This is a genomic window from Nocardioides scoriae (assembly GCF_900104965.1).
Lineage (GTDB): Bacteria > Actinomycetota > Actinomycetes > Propionibacteriales > Nocardioidaceae > Marmoricola > Marmoricola scoriae.
The window spans coordinates 3,079,173-3,097,264 of record NZ_LT629757.1 but is presented as its reverse complement, the minus strand read 5'-3'; the positions used below and the strand labels follow the sequence as shown (position 1 = coordinate 3,097,264).

The window sequence follows — 18,092 nt, the reverse complement described above, 5'->3', positions numbered from 1 at the left end:
CTCGCGGGCCCGCCGACCGGGTGACCGCCCGCGCTCGACGAGGAGGCCGCCCGTGCCGACGTACGCCTGGGTCCTGCTGTGGGCGGTCGCGATCGCCGTGCTCGTCGTCCTCGCCGTCCGGGAGCGCAGGCGCGGCGGCCCCGGGGTCGCGCCGGACGCCCTGCGCCGCCGCCGCGAGGACACCGCCCGGATGCGGGCCGCGGCCGAGCGCTACGACCTGCCGAAGAAGGACCCCCACCACGGCTGAGCCGACCACCGGCCGCTTCTCCGACCGCACGGCACCCGACGTACGGCGTGTCGCGTGCGGGGCGTTCGGACAGCTCGGAACCCCCGGGGCCCCTGGGAAACCGCGTCGCCCCCCCCACCGATGACAACCGCCCGCCGGCCGGGTCCACCCCACGAGCCGCGCCGCACCCCGCCCACCACCACAGGAGCACCGGCATGTCGCTGACCCGGGTCCACAACTTCTCCGTCTCCCTCGACGGCTTCGCGACGGGCGAGCCGCAGAGCCGGGAGGCGCCCTTCGGTCATGCCGGGGGCCGGCTGCACGAGTGGATGATGGCGACCCGGTCGTGGCGGGAGCTGGCGGGGCTGCCTGCCGCGGACGTGGCGGCGGGGACGACCGGCGTCGACCACGCGTTCGCCGACCGGTTCGCGCCCGGGATCGGGGCCGAGGTGATGGGCGCCCACAAGTTCGGACCGCCCGGGTGGCAGGACGACCCCGGCTGGACGGGGTGGTGGGGTCCGAACCCGCCGTTCCACACCCCGACCTTCGTGCTGACCCACCACCCGCGCGAGCCGCTGGAGATGGAGGGCGGCACCACCTTCCACTTCCTCGACGCCTCGCCCGAGGAGGCGCTGCGCCGCGCGCGGGAGGCCGCCCACGGGCTCGACGTCCGGATCGGCGGCGGCCCCAGCGTGGTCCGCGACTTCCTGGCCGCCGGACTGGTCGACCACCTCCACGTCGTGGTGGTCCCGATCCTGCTGGGCCGCGGCACCCGGCTGTGGGACGGGCTCGAGGGCCTCGAGAGCGGGTACGCCGTCCAGGCCACCGCGTCGCCGAGCGGCGTCACCCACGTGACGTTCGAGCGTCAGTGAGCCATGTCCACGAAGCGGGAGTAGTGGCCCTGGAAGGACACCACGACGTCGCGCGTGGGGCCGTTGCGGTGCTTGGCCACGATGATGTCGGCCTCGCCGGCGCGCGGTGACTCCTTCTCGTAGGCGTCCTCGCGGTGGAGCAGCATCACGATGTCGGCGTCCTGCTCGATCGAGCCGGACTCGCGCAGGTCGGACATCATCGGGCGCTTGTCGGCGCGCTGCTCGGGACCACGGTTGAGCTGCGAGAGGGCGATCACGGGGACGTCGAGCTCCTTGGCCAGCAGCTTGATCTGCCGGGAGAACTCCGAGACCTCCACCTGTCGGGACTCGACCTTCTTGCCCGAGGTCATCAGCTGCAGGTAGTCGATGACGATCAGCTTGAGGTCGTGGCGCTGCTTGAGGCGCCGCGCCTTGGCCCGGATCTCCATCATCGTCATGTTGGGGCTGTCGTCGATGAACATCGGGGCGCCCGACACCTGGCCCATCTTGGGCACCAGCTTGGCCCAGTCGTCCTCGGTCATGGGGCCCTTGCGGATGTGGTTGAGCGGGATCTTCGCCTCGGCCGAGAGCAGCCGCATCGTGATCTCGCTCTTGGACATCTCCAGGCTGAAGAAGCAGCTGGTGAGGTTGTTGTGGATCGACGCGGCGCGGCAGAAGTCGAGGGCCAGCGTCGACTTGCCCATGGCAGGACGCGCGGCCACGATCACCATCTGGCCGCCGGAGAAGCCGTTGCACAGCTCGTCGAGCTCGGCGAAGCCGGTCGGGACGCCGTTGGCGGTGCCGTCGTTGTTGGAGATCGCCTCGATCTCGTCGAGCGTGGACTCCATGATCGCCGAGAGCGGCGCGTAGTCCTCCTGCTGCCGCTTCTCGCCGATGGCGTAGATCTCCTGCTGGGCGACGTCGACGACGGTGTCGATCTCGCCCTCGCCGGCGTAGCCCATCTGCGCGATCCGGGTGCCGGCGTCGACCAGCTTCCGCAGGATCGACTTCTCGCGCACGATCGAGGCGTAGTAGCCGGCGTTGGCCGCGATCGGGACGCTGGCCTCGAGGGTGAACAGGTAGGTCGCGCCGCCCACCTTGTCGAGCTGGCCGCGCCGCTCGAGCTCGGCCTTGACGGTCACCGGGTCGGCCGGCTCCCCGCGGCCGTAGAGGTCGACGATGACGTCGTAGATCATCTCGTGCGCCGGCTTGTAGAAGTCGCCGCCGCCGATCTCCTCGTTGACGTCGCCGATGGCGTCCTTCGACATCAGCATCGAGCCGATGACGCTCTGCTCGGCGTGGAGGTCCTGCGGGGGCATCCGGCCCGACCAGTGCTCCTGGTTGCCCCCCTGCCCGCCGGCACCGTCACCGGGGTGGCCACCGCCGAAGGGGGCCTCGGGGTAGGGCGCGAAGGCGTCCGAGCCCCAGGAGTCGCCGACCATCGTGGGACCGGCCCCGAGGGCGGCGCCGAGACCGGACGCCAGGCCCGCGGCCAGGCCGCCGTCGAAACCGCTGCCGCTGCTCATCCGGGCCCTCCTCCGCGTCGTCGTGCCGTCCTGTCGGCTGCCGCCGGAGCCGAGGCTAGGCGGGCCCTCCGACAGTGACGGGAGACGGTCACGGGACCGGTCGGGATCCGTCGGGCGAGGCACCGAGTGCTGGACAGTACGACCCGTGGCGGTGAGCCACCAAGCCCGGAGTCCACAGGTAGTTGTGGATAACCCTGTGCACGGTGTGGAACACGCCGTGGGCAAGTCCCCCAGCCTGTTGGTCCACCTGTGGACAGAGAAAAATGTTCACCTGGGGCCAGGCCGCTGACCTGGCACTTGTCCCCTTTGGGGGTTGTGGAGGAAAGAAAGTCGGGTGTGGGTAGTTCACCTCTGCGTCATCTGCCACGGCCGGGTCATTTTGTCGACATGGCGTCTGGGGGCCTCGTGAACCCACAGATTTTCCGAGTTATGCACAGGTTTTCGAGCGGATCTGGTCCGATCAGGGCTGGTCACGCGACCGACCGTCGTGCTAGTAGCCTCGTCCGGTGACGCAGCAGGACCGGGCCCAGCGCCGGGCCCACGACCGGGTCCAGGACCGCGCCCAGGACCGGGAGATCCTGCGGCTCGCCGTGCCGGCCTTCCTGGCCCTGGTCGCCGAGCCGATGTTCCTGCTCGCCGACGCCGCCATCGTGGGCCACCTGGGCACGCCCGAGCTCGCCGCGCTGGGCATCGCCTCGGCGGTGCTCGGCACCCTGGTCAGCCTGTGCATCTTCCTGGCCTACGGCACCACGGCCTCCGTGGCCCGCCAGGTCGGGGCCGGCCGCGGCCGCGAGGCCCTGGCGCAGGGGGTGGACGGCCTCTGGCTGGCCACCGGCCTGGGCGTGGTGGCCACCGTGGTGACGGTGGCGCTGACGCGACCGATCGTGCGGCTGTTCGGCCCCGGTCAGGGGGTGGAGGACCAGGCGGTCGTCTACCTGCGGATCGCGCTGCTGGGCGCCGTCCCGCTGCTGCTGATGCTGGCGGCCACCGGCGTGCTGCGCGGCCTCCAGGACACCCGTACGCCGCTCGTGGTGGCCGTCGCGGCCAACGCCGCCAACGTCGTGCTCAACCTGGTCCTCGTCTACGGCGTGGGCTCCTGGGCCGGGATGGGGCTGGCGGGCTCGGCCCTGGGCACCCTGGTCGCGCAGCTGGGCGCCGCGGTGGCCCTGGTGGCGGTGGTGGTGCGCGCCGCGCGCCACGAGCAGGCTTCCCTCGCCCCCGACCTGTCCGGCATCCGCCGCGCCGGTCGCGCCGGGGTGCCGCTGATCCTGCGCACCCTGATGCTGCGCGCCTCCCTGCTCGTCATGACGTACGCCGCGGCGCGCCTCGGCGAGGCCGACCTGGCCACGATGCAGCTGGCCCTGACCATCTGGACCTTCCTCGCCTTCACCCTCGACGCGGTCGCCATCGCCGCCCAGGCCATCACCGGTCGCCACCTGGGCGCCGGTGACGCCGCCCGCACCCGTGCCGTCACCCGGCGGATGCAGCGCTGGGGCTGGGCGAGCGGGGTCGTGACGGGCCTGGCGCTCGCGGCGCTGGCGCCCGTGCTGGGCGGCGCGTTCACGAGCGACCCCGCGGTGCTCGACCTGCTGGTCCCCGTGCTGCTGGTCGCCGCGCTGGCGCAGCCGCTGGCCGGCATCGTGTTCGTCCTCGACGGCGTGCTCATCGGTGCCGGCGACGCCGTCTACCTCGCCTGGGCGCAGCTGGTCACGCTGGTGGTCTTCGCGCCGGCGGCGCTGCTGCTCGGCGACCGCGGCCTGACGTGGCTGTGGGCGACGTTCGGCGTCGCGTTCATGGGCGGGCGGGCCGTCACCCTGGTGCTGCGGGCCCGGGGCGACCGCTGGCTGCGCCTGGGGGCCTGAGCAGGCTCAGCGCCGGACCAGCGCACCGGCCTTCGCGTCGAGCACGACCTCGCGGCTGCCCTCGGCCAGGCCCTGCACCAGGGCCTCGACCACGTCGGCCGAGGGGAAGGGAGCCGGCAACTTCGGCGGCTCGCCGGCCAGGGCGCGGCCGTCGAGACCGGTGTCGAGGTGCGGCGGGCGCACGTCGAGGACCGTCAGTCGCCGCCGCTCCTCGCGCCGCAGCACCCCGAGCCAGGTGGCCAGGGCGCTCTTGGCGGCGGAGTACTCCGCCATGCCGGCGGTGGGCAGGTCGGCCAGGATCGCCGAGACGACCGCCACCGCCCCCTGGTCGCCCATCGCGGCCGAGGCGGCGCGGACCAGGGCCATCGGCCCCAGGACGTTGACGGCGAAGAGCTCCTCCACGACGGCGTCGTCGGCCTCGGCGGCGCGGCCGAACCCCGCGACGCCGACGCACACGACGAGGACGTCGAGCCCGCCGAGCTGCTCGACGGCAGCGGTGACCGTGGCCTGGCACGACTCGGTGTCGACCGCGTCGAAGAGCACCGGCTCGGTCCCGCACCGCGCGGCGACCGCGCCCACGCGGTCGGCGTCGCGTCCCGCGGCCACCACCCGGGCCCCCCGCGCCAGCAGCGCGTCGGTGATCTGTCCGCCGAGGGCGCCGGAGGCCCCCGCCACCAGCACCCGTGCGTCGGTGAGCTCCACGTGTCGTCCTCTCGTCGTGCGCCGCGACCGGTGCTGCCCGGTACGCCGGGGCCGGCTCGTCGTGCCCATCCTGACCGCCCCGTGGTGACGGACCCGCCCCGGTCACCGCCCGCGCCGTGCACCAGGACCTACCCTGGCCGCCATGTCACCCCTGCAGCGGATCGGCCTGGGACTCGTGGTGGTCGTGGCCTCCGCGACGGTCGGGCCGAGCGCGTCGCAGCGCTACGACCTGCTGGCCGACCCGCTCGGCTGGGCGCTCGTGCTCTGGGGCGTGCTGGCGCTGGGCCGGGTGGACGGGACGGGCGAGCGGCTGGCCCTGCTGAGGTGGCCGGCACTGCTCGCCGGGATCGTGAGCGTGCCGATGTGGCTGCCGCAGCTGCGCCACCGGCTCGACGCGCCGCTGGAGTGGACCGCCTCGCTGCCCCAGCTGCTGTTCTGCCTGCTGCTGTGCCGGCTGGTGGCCGAGCTGGCCCGGGAGCGGGGCGAGCGTGGGCTGGGGACGCGGTTCGGCCTGCTCGGCTGGGGCTTCGTGGTGGTGGCGCTGCTGCCGGCCGTCACCCTGGGCGGTGACGTGCCCGCCCTGGCCCCGACCACCGCACTGGTCGCGCTGGCCGTCGCCCTGGGCCTGGTCTGGTCGCTGTTCGCGGTCCACCGCCGCCCCTGGCTGGGCGGCCCCGGCGATGCGGGCACCGGACGGCAGCACCCGGCACGGACGCACGGAGGCCGCCCGCCCTCGAGCTGAGGGGGACGGCCTCCGGGTGGAGCGGGTGGTGCGTCAGGCGGAGACGACGTTGAGCGAGACCTGCGCCTCGACCTCGTCGTGCACCTTCACCGTGACGGTGTGGTTGCCCAGCGACTTGATGGGGTTGCCCACCACGATCGTGCGCTTGTCGACCTCGCCACCGCCGGCGACGATCGCCGCGGCGATGTCGGCGACGGTGACCGCGCCGAAGAGACGACCGCCGTCACCGGCACGCACCGGGACGTTGAAGGTCGAGGCCTCGAGGGTCGACTTGACCTGCTTGGCGTGGTCGGCGTCGCGCACCGAGCGCGCGTCGCGGGCCTTCTTGATGGACTCGATGGTCTTCTCGCCACCGCGGGTCCAGCGGATGCCGAAGCCACGGGGGATCAGGAAGTTGCGGCCGTAGCCGTCCTTGACCTCGACGACGTCGCCGGGAGCACCGAGGCCGGTGACCTCCTGCGTCAGGATGAGCTTCATCTCTCAGGTCCCCTTTCTCAGCGAGCCGTGGACGTGTAGGGGAGCAGGGCGACCTCACGGGCGTTCTTCACGGCCGTGGCGACGTCGCGCTGGTGCTGGACGCAGTTGCCGGTGACCCGACGCGCGCGGATCTTGCCGCGGTCGGAGATGAACTTGCGGAGCAGGGTGGTGTCCTTGTAGTCGACACCGGTCGCCTTCTCCTTGCAGAACTGGCAAACCTTCTTCTTGGGCTTGCGCATCACTGCCTTGGCCATTGTGGAGCTCCTCTCGAGAGCCCGGTCGGGCGTGGTGGCCCGGACCGGAATGGGGGTGATGGAGGGGGTGCGTCCCCGGGACCGGGGACGGGTGGATCAGGGGTGGATCAGAAGGGGGGCTCGTCGTTGCCGGTGGCCCAGGGGTCGTTCTGCTGGGGCTGGCCGGAGCCGCCCTGCTGACCGCCCCAGGAGCCACCCTGGTTCGAGCCGCCCTGCCCGCCGCCGTAGGACCCGCCCTGGCCGGAGGACGCCGGGGCGCCCTGCTGGCCGCCGGACTGGGCCGGGCTGGAGGCCCACGGGTCGCCGCCCTGGCCGCCGGAGCCGCCCTGGCTGCCGTAGCCCCCGCCGCCGCCGTTGCCGCGGGAGACGCGGGCGACCTTGGCGGTGGCGTACTTCAGGCTGGGGCCGACCTCTTCGACCTCGAGCTCGACGACCGTGCGCTTCTGGCCCTCACGGTCCTCGTAGGAGCGCTGCTTTAGGCGCCCCTGGATCACGACGCGCATCCCCTTCTGCAGGGACTCCGCGACGTTCTCCGCCGCCTGGCGCCAGACCGAGCAGGAGAGGAACAGCGCCTCCCCGTCCTTCCACTCGTTGGTCTGGCGGTCCAGCGTGCGCGGGGTCGAGGCGATCCGGAAGTTGGCCACCGCGGCACCCGACGGGGTGAAGCGCAGCTCGGGGTCGTCGACGAGGTTGCCGACGACGGTGATGACTGTCTCGCCTGCCATGTGGTCTCCCTGGTGGTGTCCGGATCGGTCGAGCGGGTGGTGCGTGGTGCGGTGGGTCAGTGCGCGTCGGGACGCAGGACCTTGGTGCGCAGCACCGACTCGTTCAGCGACAGCTGGCGGTCGAGCTCCTTGACGGTCGCAGGCTCGGCCTGCAGCGACACCACGGCGTAGATGCCTTCGGCGTTCTTGTCGATCTCGTAGGCGAGCCGACGACGGCCCCAGACGTCGACGTTGTCGACGCTGCCTCCGTCGTTGCGGACCACGTTGAGGTACGTGTCGAGCGACGGGGCGACGGTGCGCTCCTCGAGGTTGGGATCGAGGATGACCATGAGTTCATAGGTACGCATAGCGTTCTCCACCTCCTTCGGACTAAGGGCGGCCACGGCACTTCCGTGACAGGAGGGCTGTGCGACGTCGTCGCTCCCATCGGGGGAGGACGACGCGCAAGGCTAACGCGCGGGCGGCGTCGCGGGGAAATCGTCGTCCACAGGCACCGCACCGGCTTGCAGCAGCGCGCGACGCCGCCGCCGCTCCACCAGCGGCACCACGGACAGCCGGCCCAGCGCGGTGGCGCCACCCACCACCACGGGCGCGGCCGACCACAGCCCGAGCACGAGGACCACCAGCCCGGAGACGACGCCCGCGAGTCCCGCCGCGAGCACGTGCACCGCCTGGTGGGGCACGCGGCGGCAGCACAGGTGCACCAGCGCGACCCCGGGCACCGCGAAGGGCAGGGCCAGGACCACCAGCAGCGCGACCAGGTCCAGGCCGGCCTCGACGGTGGCGGTCACGGTGGTCTCGCCGCCCTCGACCAGGCCGAGGACCACCACCACGACCACCACGCTCACCAGCACGGCGAGGAGGTAGCCCAGCAGGCCCGGGGTGTGCGGCCCCCGCTGCTCGTCCATGGCCGCGAACCTACGCGCGGCGGGCGTCGGTGTCCGCTCGTAGGCTGCCCGCATGAGCCCCAGCCAGATCGCCATCGGCGCCCACGTCGACCAGACCGACCCGGTCGCGGAGGCCGCGGCCCGCGGGACGACGGTCGTGCAGTTCTTCCTCGGCGACCCGCAGTCCTACAAGGGCCCCGAGCTGCGGTACGCCGGCGGCGCGGCCGCCCTCCGGTCCGCCGCCGAGGCCGCCGGGGTGGACCTCTACGTCCACGCGCCCTACATCGTCAACGTCGCCACGACCAACAACCGGGTCCGGATCCCCAGCCGCAAGCTGCTCCAGCAGCACCTCGACGCCGCGGCCGAGATCGGCGCCAAGGGGCTGGTGGTGCACGGCGGCCACGTCGGCAAGACCGACGACCCCGCGACGGGCTTCGACAACTGGCGCAAGGCGGTCGAGGCGACCGACCTCAAGATCCCGCTGCTGCTGGAGAACACCGCCGGGGGCGAGAACGCCATGGCCCGCCACCTCGAGCGCATCGAGGGCGTCTGGGAGGCGGTCAGCCGCGCGGAGGGCGCCGAGCACGTCGGGTTCTGCCTCGACACCTGCCACGCCTGGGCCGGCGGCATCGAGCTCGGCACCGCCGTCGCGCGCGTCCGCGCCATCACCGGGCGCATCGACCTCGTCCACGCCAACGACAGCCGCGACGGGTTCGACTCCGGCGCCGACCGCCACGCCAACTTCGGCGCGGGGCAGCTGCCCCCCGACGAGTTCGCCGACGTCGTGCGCCAGGCGGGTGCACCCGTGGTGTGCGAGACCCCCGGCGGCGCCGAGGAACACGTCGCGGACTTCACGTGGCTGCGCGAGCACGGCGTCTGACCCGCCGCGGCCTGCTCGGCGGGGGTCTCGTCGGCGCCGCGGCGGCACTCGCGGGCTGCGGCGGCCGGACGTCGGGTGCCGGCGACCCCTCCGGCACCTCGGGCGGGCCCGACGCCTCGTCCTCGCCACCGGCTCGGGCCCGCCGCACCCCCTACGGCGACGACCCGTCCCAGTTCGTCGACCTGCGCCGCCCCGCGGACGGCACGGAGGTGCTCGGGACGGTCGTCCTGCTCCACGGCGGCTACTGGCTGCCGTCCTACGGCCTCGACCAGCTCGACCCGATGGCCGACCGCCTCACCGGCGAGGGCTGGGTCACCGCCAACGTGGAGTACCGCCGCACCGGCCAGGGGGGCGGGGTCCCCGCCACCCTGGAGGACGTCGCCGCCGCGGTGGACGCCCTGGCCGACCAGGACGTCCCGCTGGACCGGGTGGTCGCGGTCGGGCACTCGGCGGGCGGCCACCTCGCGGTGTGGCTGGCCTCGCGCACCGCCTCCACCCCCGGCGGTGCGCCCGCCGTGCCGCTGAGCGGGGCGATCTCGCTCTCGGGCGTCCTCGACCTCACCACGGCCGCCACCGCCGCCGGGTCGAGCGCCCCGGTCACGGCCTTCGTCGGCGGCACGCCGCAGCAGCGGCCCGAGGCCTACCGGCAGTCCGACCCGACGCTGCTCGTCCCGGCCGCCTGCCCGGTGTGGGCGGTCCACGCCGAGGACGACCAGGTGGTCCCGCTGTCCCAGAGCACGGCGTACGTCGCCGCCGACCGGGCCGCGGGCGGCCGCGCCCGCCGCGTCCTGGTCCCGGGGGACCACTTCTCGATCATCGACGTGGGGGCCGACTCCTTCTCGACGGTGGAGCGACTGCTCGGGGCCGCCCCCCGTCTTCGTTAGGCTCGGGCGGTGGTCTCCCCCAGCAGCACGTCGGTCCTCACCGTCCGCACCCTCGGTCCGGGTGAGCACCGCGCCTTCGTGGACGACCTGGCCTCCCGGGGCGGCTCGGCGAGCTTCCTCCAGACGCCCGGCTGGGCCGCCGTCAAGCCCGACTGGCGCCCCGAGTCGATCGGCTGGTTCGACGGCGACCGGCTCGTGGGGGCCGGCCTCGTGCTCTACCGCCAGCTGCCCAAGGTGCGCCGCTACCTGGCCTACCTGCCCGAGGGACCCGTCCTGGACTGGGACGCCGCCGTCGAGGGGGGCCGGCTGCAGGCCGTGCTCGACCCGATGGTCGAGCACCTGCGCCGCCAGGGCGCCTTCGGCATCCGCATGGGACCACCGGTGGTCACGCGCCGCTGGAGCGCCGCGCAGGTCAAGGACGGCATCGCCGACGCGTCGGTCACCTCGCTGACCAGCCTCCCGCCCACCGAGCAGCACCCCACCGGGACCCGCCTGACCGAGCAGCTGCGCGCCCTCGGCTGGCGGCCGCAGGCCGTCGAGGGCGGGTTCGCCGCGGGGCAGCCGCAGTACAACTTCCAGGTGCCGCTCGCCGACGCCTCCGGCACGCCCCTGGCCGAGGACGACGTCCTGCGCGGCATGAACCAGCTGTGGCGCCGCAACATCAAGAAGGCGGCCAAGCTCGGCGTCGAGGTCCGCTGCGTGCCGGGTGCGGCCACGCTCGACCCCGAGCTCGAGCAGGCGCTGGCCGACTTCCACGCGCTCTACGTCCACACCGCCGAGCGCGACCACTTCACGCCGCGCCCGCTGGCCTACTTCCGCACCATGGTGACGGCGCTCGGGGCCGACGACCCCGACCGGATCCGGCTCTACCTCGCCCACCACGAGGGCGACCTGGTGGCCGCCACCATCTGGATCCGCGTGGGCAGCCACGCGTGGTACTCCTACGGCGCCTCCTCCACCGACAAGCGCGAGGTCCGCGGGTCCAACGCGGTGCAGTGGCAGATGGTCCGCGACGCCCTCGCCGCCGGGGCCCGGGTCTACGACCTGCGCGGCATCACCGACACCCTCACCGCCGACGACAGCCACGTGGGCCTGATCCAGTTCAAGGTCGGCACCGGCGGCGAGGCCGTCGAGCTCGCCGGCGAGTGGGACCTGCCGCTCAGCAAGCCGATCTACGCCGCGTTCGACCTCTACATGAGGAGGAGGGGCTGATGGCCCTGGTCCTGCACGTCGACGGCGACCGCTGGCGCGCGCACCTGCGCGGCACCGTGGAGCGCCAGCCCGGGCTGGTCCCGGTCATCAAGGGCAACGGCTACGGCCTGGGCCTGCACCGGCTCGCCCGGCGCGCGCAGTGGCTCGGGGTCGACACCGTCGCCGTCGGCACCCACCACGAGCTGCCCGAGCTGCACCAGCGCTTCGACGGCGACCTGCTCGTGCTCTCCCCCTGGCGACCCTTCCAGCCCACGCCCGAGGAGCTGGAGATCGACCCCGCGCGGGTGGTCCACACCGTGGGCCGCCTGCAGGACCTCGAGGCGCTCGACGAGCAGGGCCGGACCGCCGGCCGGCCGGTGCGCGTGGTCCTGGAGCGGCTCACCTCGATGCTGCGCCACGGGCTCCCGGCGGTCGACGTGCGCGACGCGCTGCGCGTGGTCGGGGACGGCCGCGGCGTGCGCCTCGAGGGCGTGGCCCTGCACCTGCCGCTGCCGGTGACCCGCCCGACGCTGCTGACCAAGCCGTCGCACGTCCCCGAGGTCGAGCGCATCCTCAGCGACCCGCAGCTGGCCGACCTGGCCCGCTTCGGCGAGCGCGCCACGCAGGTCTGGGTCTCCCACCTGACCGAGTCCGAGCTGGAGATCCTGGCGCTGAAGTTCCCCGGCGCCCGGTTCCGGCCGCGGGTGGGCACCGGCCTGTGGCTCGGCGACCGGGGCGCGCTGCGCGTGACCGGCACCGTCCTGGACGCCCACCCCGTCGAGCGCGGCGACACCTACGGCTACCGCGGCCGGTCCGCGCCCCGGCGCGGCACCCTGCTCGTCGTCTCGGGCGGCACCTCCCACGGCATCGGCCTCGAGGCACCCACCGGGGAGGCCACCCTCAAGGCGCGCGCGGCCTCGATCGCGCGGGGCGGGCTCGACGCGGCCGGGTTCGTGCGCTCGCCCTACAGCGTCGGCGGAAAGCAGCGGCTGTTCGCCGAGCCGCCGCACATGCAGGTCTCGATGCTGTTCATCCCCCACGGCGCGCCGGTGCCGGTCGTCGGCCAGGAGCTCGACGTGCGGGTGCGCTACACCGCGACGGCGTTCGACCGGGTCGAGATCAGCTGAGCGTCCTGTCGGACGGGGTCCCGCGCGGGCCGCAGCACGTCGCGCACCACCAGGGCGGCCAGCGCCAGCTGGCCGAGCACGCGCACCCAGATCGCCACGTCGTACGTCGGCGCCTGGCCCTCGACGGCACCGTCGAGGTAGCCCGCCAGGTAGGCCCACACCATCGCGACGTAGAACACCTCGGTCGCCTGCCACGCGAGCTGGTCGCGCCACCGGGGCCGGGCCAGCACGGCCAGGGGCAGCAGCCACAGCACGTACTGCGGTGAGTAGACCTTGTTGACCAGCAGGAACCCGACCACGACGAGGAAGCCCAGCTGAGCCAGCCGGGGCGGTTCGGGCGCCACCAGGCCGAGCACCGCCACGCCCAGGCAGACGGCGCCGAACACGACCCACGACCACGTGTTGATGGTCCCGGGCGTGAACTCGAGCCCCGCGTGGGTCAGCGCCAGCCACACCGAGCCGAGGTCGGCCCCGCGGTCGGCGTTGAAGACCCAGAAGACGCGCCACCGCTCCGGGCTGGAGAGGTACGCCGGGGCGTTCACCACCACCCAGCTGACCAGCGCCCCCACCAGGGCCGAGCCGAACGGCCGCAGGTCGCGCCGGCCCGAGGCGTCACGCCGCAGGCACAGCACCAGCACCGGCCCCAGCAGGAACAGGGGGAACAGCTTGCTCGCCGTGCCGAGGCCGATCATCACGCCGGTCAGGCCCGGCCGGCCGCGCGCCCAGGCCCACAGCGCCCCGGCGACGAAGAGCACCGCGAGCAGGTCCCAGTTGATGAGGGCGGTCGCCAGCAGGGCCGGGGAGAGCGCGAGGAGCAGCGCGTCCCACGGGCGGCGGCGGTCGACGCCGCTGAGGAACCACGCCGCGCCCAGGGCGCACATCGCCAGCAGGATCGCGGTGAGGAGGAAGTAGGAGCTGGTCTCGGTGCCCATCCCGGGCATCCCCCAGACCGACGCCGGGTCGGCGAGGCGGCGCTCGGCCAGGCTCGGGCCGTCCATCGCCACCAGCTGCGTCAGGCGGGCGGCCCCCCAGGCCAGGTAGGAGATCCCGACGGGGTACTCCATCGTGCGGTAGCGACCGCCGCTCTCCTCGCCCTCGCCGGCCGCGTAGGGCCACAGCCCCTCGGCCAGGCCGCGCCCGGTGTAGAGGTAGGGGACGTCGGAGTAGCACCCCTTGCCGTAGCGGGCCTGGTCCGAGGCCCAGCCGGTGTCGAGGCACGGCACGTGGTGCACCACCGAGAGCGCCATCACCACCGCGACCAGCGTCAGCACGACCCTCACGGGCGACCACCAGCGGTGCGGCCGGGCGTGGCGACCCGGAGGTCCGCCCGCGACCTCGCTCAGCGCCCGGGCGACGGGGTCGACCGCGGTGGGCGCGACGACCGCCGGCCGGGTCGCGTCGTCGGTCACGGGGTCGGCGAGGGACGTCCCGGCCCGCTGGTGCCCGCGCCGCCACCCGTCTCGTCACGGCCGCCCGGCGGGGTGGTCGGCTGGCCCAGGTCGGGGCCCGGGTCGGTCGGCTCGCCCGGGGCGGGGGTCGTGGGCGCGGGGGTCGGCGTCGGGGTGGGCGTCGGGGTCGGGGTCGGGGTCGGGGACTCGCTCGGCGTCGGTGTCGGGGTGGCCGTCGGGGAGGGCGGCGGCGTGTAGGGCTCGTGGCCCGACTCGGGCGGCGAGCCCTCGACGAAGACCGGCGGCGGGAAGTTCTCGACGTCCGTGCCGTCCATGACCCGGCCCATGATCGCGGCCCAGGTCCGGGCGGGGTACTCGCCGCCGTAGAACGTGGGCAGGAAGCCGTTGAGCGCCTCGTTGCCCTTGCCGCGGACGTACATCACCGCGGTGGCGACCTGCGGGGTGTAGCCGACGAACCAGGCCGACGACACGTCGCCGTCGGCGTTGGTGGCGGTGCCGGTCTTGCCCGCGACCGGACGGCCCAGGACGTTGGCGTTGCGGCCGGTGCCCGCGCTCGCCACCTGCTGCAGGGCGTAGCTGGTGTCGGCGGCGATGTCCTCCGACAGCACCCGGTCGTTCTTGCGCGGGGCGCGGTAGAGCACCTCGCCGTCGACGGCCCGGGTGACCTTCTTGACCGTGAAGACGTCGTGGTGGACGCCGCCGTTGGCGATGCTGGCGTAGGCGTTGGCCATCGAGATCGGGCTGACGGTGGCCGAGCCCAGGGCGATCGCGTTGTTGGGCTCCAGGCCGGGCGAGCGCCGCGGGACGCCGAGGGCGATCGCCATCTTGCGGATCGCCTCGGGGCCGTCGTCCATGGCGTCGGTGAGGTCGGCGTACGCCGTGTTGACGGAGTTCTCGGTGGCCGTGAGCAGGCTGATCGCCGAGCCGAAGTTCTCGCCGGTGCCCTCGCCCTGGTTGTCGACCGAGCCGCTGCCGTCCTCGAACTCGTACGGCGAGTTGCCGTCGAAGGTGGACTTGAGGCTGAAGCCCTGGTCGAGGCCGGCCGCGAGCGCGAACGGCTTGAACGCCGAGCCCGGCGAGCCACCGAGGGAGGCCCAGTCGAGCTGGGAGGCGAGGTAGTCCTGGCCGGCGTAGAAGCCGAGCAGGGCCCCCGAGCCGACGTCGACCGACGCGGTGGCGACGTGGAGGCCCTTGAGGCCCTCGGGCCTCTGCTCGGCGACCCCCTCCTCGGCGGCGGCCATGGCCTTGGGCGTGAAGGTCGTCTCCACGCGCAGCCCGCCCGTGTCGATCTCGGTCTCGTCGAAGCCGAGCCGCTGCAGCTCGTCCTTGACCATCGCCAGCATGAACCCGCGCTGGCCGGCGAACTGGTTGCTGTTGCCGCGCTTGGCGAACTTCGGCAGCCGGCCCTTGAGCCGGTCGGCCTCGGAGGCGTCGAGCGCCCCCGCCTCGACCATGCCGTCGAGCACGTAGTCGTGTCGGGCGATCAGCCGCTGCCGCGCCTCGCGGCCCCCGTCGGGCGACAGCGCGGTCGGCGAGTTGAGCACCGAGGCCAGCACGGCCGACTCCTGGACGGTGAGCTTGCGGGCGGGCTTGGCGAAGAAGGCGCGCGAGGCGGCCTGGACGCCGTAGGCGCCGCGGCCGAAGTAGATGGTGTTGAGGTAGCCCTCGAGGATCGACTCCTTGGACCGCTCCTGCTGCACCTTCAGCGACAGGAACGCCTCCTTGACCTTGCGCGAGAGCGTGCGCTCCTGCGAGAGGTAGAGGAGCTTGACGTACTGCTGGGTGATGGTCGAGGCGCCCTGGGTGGCGTTGCCGGTGGCGTTGGAGAACGCCGCCCGGAGGATGCCCTTGGGGTCGATGCCGCTGTTGGTGTAGAAGCTGCGGTCCTCGGCCGCGACCACCGCGTCCTGCATCGACTGCGGGATGTCGGCGAGCGGGATGGACTCGCGGTTCTGCTCCGCGAAGGTGCCGATGCGCTGGTCACCGCCGTTGTAGGTGACGTACGTCGACTGCGACTCGAAGGCCTTGTTGGCGCTCGGGATCTCGGTGTTGCGGTAGGTGAAGTAGAAGATGCCGCCGGCCACCAGGGCGAGCACGAGCCCGACCACCAGCGTCCACTTGGCGACGGCCCTGAGCCGGCGCCCGAAGCCGCCGGACTTCCCGCCCGACCTCCCGGCCGACGTACCGCCGGACTTCCCGGCCGACCTGCTCGCTCCCCCGCCGGACGACTTCCGGGGTGGGGTCCCTTGCGCGCTCACTGAGCCGTTACCTCCTGGTTGGGCACCCCGCGGACGGGTCGGTCACGGTCACGAAGAGTACGGGGTCCGGCTGAGCGGGCGGGTCGAACCGGGACGGACGCCGCCCGCCGGCGTGCCGGGTGCACGGTTCGATATATCGCTGCGATATGTTGGGGCGAGACACGGCGCCCCGGCGCCCGACGGCGACGGACCGACGAGGAGGACGCGATGGCCAGCAAGGCCGCCACGCTCGAGCTCGCCGTCCTCGGCCTGCTCCACGAGTCGCCGCTCCACGGCTACGAGCTGCGCAAGCGGCTCAACCTGCTGATGGGCTGGACCCGGCTGCTGTCCTACGGCTCGCTCTACCCGGCCCTGAAGCGGATGCTCAAGGCCGGCCTGGTCGCCGAGGACACCGCCACCTCCACCGGGGTCTCGCGCCGGCAGCGCATCGTCTACCGGATCACCCCGGCCGGCGAGGCGTTCTTCGCCGAGCGGATCACCGACGCCGGGCCCTCGGCGTGGGAGGACGAGGACTTCCACACCCGCTTCGCCTTCTTCTCGCGCACCGACCTCGACGTGCGGCTGCGGATCCTCGAGGGCCGGCGCGGCCGCCTCCAGGAGCGGCTGGACCGGGCCCGCGACGACCGGACCCCCACCGGGCCCGTCGACCGCTACGTCAGCGAGCTGCACCGCCACTCCACCGAGTCGGTCGAGCGCGAGGTCCGCTGGCTCACCGACCTGATCGAGGCCGAGCGCGGCTTCTCGCGCCCGGCGCCACCGGACGGCGTCCCCACGCCTGCACCCGTGGACCCGCCGGCCCGCGGCGCGCGGACCCGGCCCAACCGCCCGACGAAGGCGTCGCGGCGGCGGGTCGACCCGCCGGGCCCGACCTAGACACCCCCACCACCCCGAGCCACCGAACCAACCCCCGCAGAGGAGAACCACATGGGATCGATCAGAGTCGCGATCGTCGGCGTCGGCAACTGCGCCAGCTCGCTCGTCCAGGGCGTCGAGTACTACCGGGACGCCGACCCGTCGGCCACCGTGCCCGGCCTGATGCACGTGCTGTTCGGCGAGTACCACGTCAGGGACGTGGAGTTCGTCGCCGCGTTCGACGTCGACGACAAGAAGGTCGGCAAGGACCTCTCCGAGGCCATCGGCGCCTCCGAGAACAACACCATCACGATCGCCGAGGTCCCGACGCTCGGCGTCGAGGTGCAGCGCGGCCCGACCCTGGACGGCCTGGGCAAGTACTACCGCCAGACCATCGAGGAGTCCGGCGCGGACCCGGTCGACGTCGTCGCCGCGCTCCGCGAGGCCGAGGTCGACGTCCTCGTCGCCTACCTGCCCGTCGGGTCCGAGCAGGCCGACAAGTTCTACGCCCAGTGCGCCATCGACGCCGGCGTGGCCTTCGTCAACGCGCTCCCGGTCTTCATCGCCTCCGACCCCGAGTGGGCGGCCAAGTTCGAGGCCGCCGGCGTCCCGATCATCGGCGACGACATCAAGAGCCAGGTCGGCGCGACCATCACCCACCGCGTCATGGCCAAGCTGTTCGAGGACCGCGGCGTGGCGCTGGACCGCACCTACCAGCTCAACGTCGGCGGCAACATGGACTTCAAGAACATGCTCGAGCGCGAGCGCCTGGAGTCCAAGAAGGTCTCCAAGACCCAGGCCGTCACCTCCAACCTCACCGGATCGCTGGCCGGCCTGACCGACAGCAAGAACGTCCACATCGGGCCCTCCGACTACGTCGCCTGGCTCGACGACCGCAAGTGGGCCTACGTGCGCCTTGAGGGCCGCGCGTTCGGCGACGTGCCGCTCAACCTGGAGTACAAGCTCGAGGTGTGGGACTCCCCCAACTCGGCCGGCATCATCATCGACGCCATCCGGGCGGCGAAGATCGCCAAGGACCGCGGCATCGGCGGCCCGCTGCTGTCCGCCTCGTCGTACCTGATGAAGAGCCCGCCGGTGCAGCGCCCCGACGAGCAGGGCCGCGCCTCCGTCGAGGCCTTCATCGCAGGTGACGTCGAGCGCTGAGCCTGCTCGTCCCACCAGTTTGTGTCATCTGGTTGACACAAGCCACCACGACCTCCAGTCTTGTGTCACTCATCT

Annotated in this window: 19 protein-coding genes; 10 read left to right on the top strand and 9 right to left on the bottom strand. The window is 73.3% G+C overall.

What is annotated here, in order from left to right; all coding sequences use genetic code 11:
- Positions 1–52: 52 nt before the first annotated feature.
- On the top strand, positions 53–247 hold the full coding sequence (locus tag BLU55_RS14710) for a hypothetical protein (protein WP_091731159.1): 195 nt from the start codon (positions 53–55) through the stop codon (positions 245–247).
- A 194-nt stretch (positions 248–441) separates the two neighbouring features.
- Positions 442–1,098 (top strand): dihydrofolate reductase family protein, encoded by a 657-nt coding sequence (locus tag BLU55_RS14705; RefSeq protein ID WP_091731156.1) that lies wholly within the window; start codon positions 442–444, stop codon positions 1,096–1,098.
- On the opposite strand, the gene dnaB is transcribed toward BLU55_RS14705, so the two are convergent.
- On the bottom strand, positions 1,092–2,396 hold the full coding sequence (dnaB, locus tag BLU55_RS14700) for a replicative DNA helicase (RefSeq protein WP_231917189.1): 1,305 nt from the start codon (positions 2,394–2,396) through the stop codon (positions 1,092–1,094). The genes BLU55_RS14705 and dnaB overlap by 7 nt on opposite strands.
- A gap of 713 nt (positions 2,397–3,109) precedes the next feature.
- Between dnaB and BLU55_RS14695 the strand changes: the two genes are divergently transcribed.
- Positions 3,110–4,465 (top strand): MATE family efflux transporter, encoded by a 1,356-nt coding sequence (locus tag BLU55_RS14695; RefSeq protein WP_091731152.1) that lies wholly within the window; start codon positions 3,110–3,112, stop codon positions 4,463–4,465.
- A 6-nt stretch (positions 4,466–4,471) separates the two neighbouring features.
- On the opposite strand, the gene BLU55_RS14690 is transcribed toward BLU55_RS14695, so the two are convergent.
- Positions 4,472–5,167 carry an SDR family NAD(P)-dependent oxidoreductase gene (locus tag BLU55_RS14690; RefSeq protein ID WP_091731149.1) on the bottom strand — a complete coding sequence of 232 codons (696 nt, stop codon included), beginning with the start codon at positions 5,165–5,167 and terminating at the stop codon, positions 4,472–4,474.
- A 142-nt stretch (positions 5,168–5,309) separates the two neighbouring features.
- Between BLU55_RS14690 and BLU55_RS14685 the strand changes: the two genes are divergently transcribed.
- On the top strand, positions 5,310–5,909 hold the full coding sequence (locus BLU55_RS14685; protein WP_091731146.1) for a hypothetical protein: 600 nt from the start codon (positions 5,310–5,312) through the stop codon (positions 5,907–5,909).
- A 33-nt stretch (positions 5,910–5,942) separates the two neighbouring features.
- Here the strand turns inward: BLU55_RS14685 and rplI are convergent, their stop codons facing one another.
- The 5 genes from rplI to BLU55_RS14660 all read right to left on the bottom strand — a co-directional run bounded on the left by rplI (position 5,943) and on the right by BLU55_RS14660 (position 8,273).
- On the bottom strand, positions 5,943–6,386 hold the full coding sequence (gene rplI, locus BLU55_RS14680) for a 50S ribosomal protein L9 (protein ID WP_091731143.1): 444 nt from the start codon (positions 6,384–6,386) through the stop codon (positions 5,943–5,945).
- Positions 6,387–6,403: 17 nt separating this feature from the next.
- On the bottom strand, positions 6,404–6,640 hold the full coding sequence (gene rpsR, locus BLU55_RS14675; protein ID WP_091731140.1) for a 30S ribosomal protein S18: 237 nt from the start codon (positions 6,638–6,640) through the stop codon (positions 6,404–6,406).
- 107 nt (positions 6,641–6,747) lie between these two features.
- Entirely contained in the window at positions 6,748–7,365 is a 618-nt protein-coding gene (locus tag BLU55_RS14670; protein WP_091731137.1) for a single-stranded DNA-binding protein, read from the bottom strand.
- A gap of 56 nt (positions 7,366–7,421) precedes the next feature.
- Positions 7,422–7,712, bottom strand: coding sequence for a 30S ribosomal protein S6 (gene rpsF, locus BLU55_RS14665; RefSeq protein WP_091731135.1), 291 nt, complete (start codon positions 7,710–7,712; stop codon positions 7,422–7,424).
- 102 nt (positions 7,713–7,814) lie between these two features.
- Positions 7,815–8,273: a hypothetical protein gene (locus tag BLU55_RS14660; protein WP_091731132.1), complete on the bottom strand. Its 459-nt coding sequence runs from the start codon at positions 8,271–8,273 to the stop codon at positions 7,815–7,817.
- Between the two features lie 52 nt (positions 8,274–8,325).
- Here BLU55_RS14660 and BLU55_RS14655 point away from each other — a divergent pair, with 52 nt between their 5' ends.
- The 4 genes from BLU55_RS14655 to BLU55_RS14640 are packed head-to-tail and all read left to right on the top strand — an operon-like array spanning position 8,326 to position 12,334.
- The gene (locus BLU55_RS14655) at positions 8,326–9,132 is read left to right on the top strand and encodes a deoxyribonuclease IV (protein WP_091731129.1); all 807 of its coding nucleotides are present in this window, start codon (positions 8,326–8,328) and stop codon (positions 9,130–9,132) included.
- Positions 9,108–10,016, top strand: a complete 909-nt coding sequence (locus BLU55_RS14650) for an alpha/beta hydrolase family protein (protein WP_197681003.1) — start codon at positions 9,108–9,110, stop codon at positions 10,014–10,016. Before BLU55_RS14655 ends, BLU55_RS14650 begins: the two co-directional genes overlap by 25 nt.
- 9 nt (positions 10,017–10,025) lie before the next feature.
- On the top strand, positions 10,026–11,228 hold the full coding sequence (locus BLU55_RS14645; RefSeq protein ID WP_091731126.1) for a lipid II:glycine glycyltransferase FemX: 1,203 nt from the start codon (positions 10,026–10,028) through the stop codon (positions 11,226–11,228).
- Complete coding sequence (locus BLU55_RS14640; RefSeq protein ID WP_091731123.1) at positions 11,228–12,334, top strand: alanine racemase; 1,107 nt, start codon at positions 11,228–11,230, stop codon at positions 12,332–12,334. Before BLU55_RS14645 ends, BLU55_RS14640 begins: the two co-directional genes overlap by 1 nt.
- On the opposite strand, the gene BLU55_RS14635 is transcribed toward BLU55_RS14640, so the two are convergent.
- Positions 12,295–13,743: a glycosyltransferase family 87 protein gene (locus BLU55_RS14635; protein WP_091731120.1), complete on the bottom strand. Its 1,449-nt coding sequence runs from the start codon at positions 13,741–13,743 to the stop codon at positions 12,295–12,297. The two genes, BLU55_RS14640 and BLU55_RS14635, sit on opposite strands and share 40 nt — an antisense overlap.
- Positions 13,740–15,851 carry a transglycosylase domain-containing protein gene (locus BLU55_RS14630; protein ID WP_231916891.1) on the bottom strand — a complete coding sequence of 704 codons (2,112 nt, stop codon included), beginning with the start codon at positions 15,849–15,851 and terminating at the stop codon, positions 13,740–13,742. The genes BLU55_RS14635 and BLU55_RS14630 overlap by 4 nt, the downstream gene beginning before the upstream one ends.
- A 357-nt stretch (positions 15,852–16,208) precedes the next feature.
- Between BLU55_RS14630 and BLU55_RS14625 the strand changes: the two genes are divergently transcribed.
- Both BLU55_RS14625 and BLU55_RS14620 read left to right on the top strand, forming a co-directional pair.
- Positions 16,209–16,874: a PadR family transcriptional regulator gene (locus BLU55_RS14625; RefSeq protein ID WP_091731114.1), complete on the top strand. Its 666-nt coding sequence runs from the start codon at positions 16,209–16,211 to the stop codon at positions 16,872–16,874.
- A 51-nt stretch (positions 16,875–16,925) separates the two neighbouring features.
- Positions 16,926–18,017, top strand: coding sequence for an inositol-3-phosphate synthase (locus BLU55_RS14620; protein ID WP_091731112.1), 1,092 nt, complete (start codon positions 16,926–16,928; stop codon positions 18,015–18,017).
- Positions 18,018–18,092 lie beyond the last annotated feature (75 nt).

Coding starts and splice junctions, on each gene's coding strand:
- BLU55_RS14660 (WP_091731132.1), bottom strand. CDS start 8,273: ATGGACGAGCAGCGGGGGCCGCACACCCCGGGCCTGCTGGGCTACCTC.
- BLU55_RS14670 (WP_091731137.1), bottom strand. CDS start 7,365: ATGGCAGGCGAGACAGTCATCACCGTCGTCGGCAACCTCGTCGACGAC.
- BLU55_RS14640 (WP_091731123.1), top strand. CDS start 11,228: ATGGCCCTGGTCCTGCACGTCGACGGCGACCGCTGGCGCGCGCACCTG.
- dnaB (WP_231917189.1), bottom strand. CDS start 2,396: ATGCCCCCGCAGGACCTCCACGCCGAGCAGAGCGTCATCGGCTCGATG.
- BLU55_RS14655 (WP_091731129.1), top strand. CDS start 8,326: ATGAGCCCCAGCCAGATCGCCATCGGCGCCCACGTCGACCAGACCGAC.
- BLU55_RS14625 (WP_091731114.1), top strand. CDS start 16,209: ATGGCCAGCAAGGCCGCCACGCTCGAGCTCGCCGTCCTCGGCCTGCTC.
- rplI (WP_091731143.1), bottom strand. CDS start 6,386: ATGAAGCTCATCCTGACGCAGGAGGTCACCGGCCTCGGTGCTCCCGGC.
- BLU55_RS14705 (WP_091731156.1), top strand. CDS start 442: ATGTCGCTGACCCGGGTCCACAACTTCTCCGTCTCCCTCGACGGCTTC.
- BLU55_RS14685 (WP_091731146.1), top strand. CDS start 5,310: ATGTCACCCCTGCAGCGGATCGGCCTGGGACTCGTGGTGGTCGTGGCC.
- rpsR (WP_091731140.1), bottom strand. CDS start 6,640: ATGGCCAAGGCAGTGATGCGCAAGCCCAAGAAGAAGGTTTGCCAGTTC.
- rpsF (WP_091731135.1), bottom strand. CDS start 7,712: ATGCGTACCTATGAACTCATGGTCATCCTCGATCCCAACCTCGAGGAG.
- BLU55_RS14620 (WP_091731112.1), top strand. CDS start 16,926: ATGGGATCGATCAGAGTCGCGATCGTCGGCGTCGGCAACTGCGCCAGC.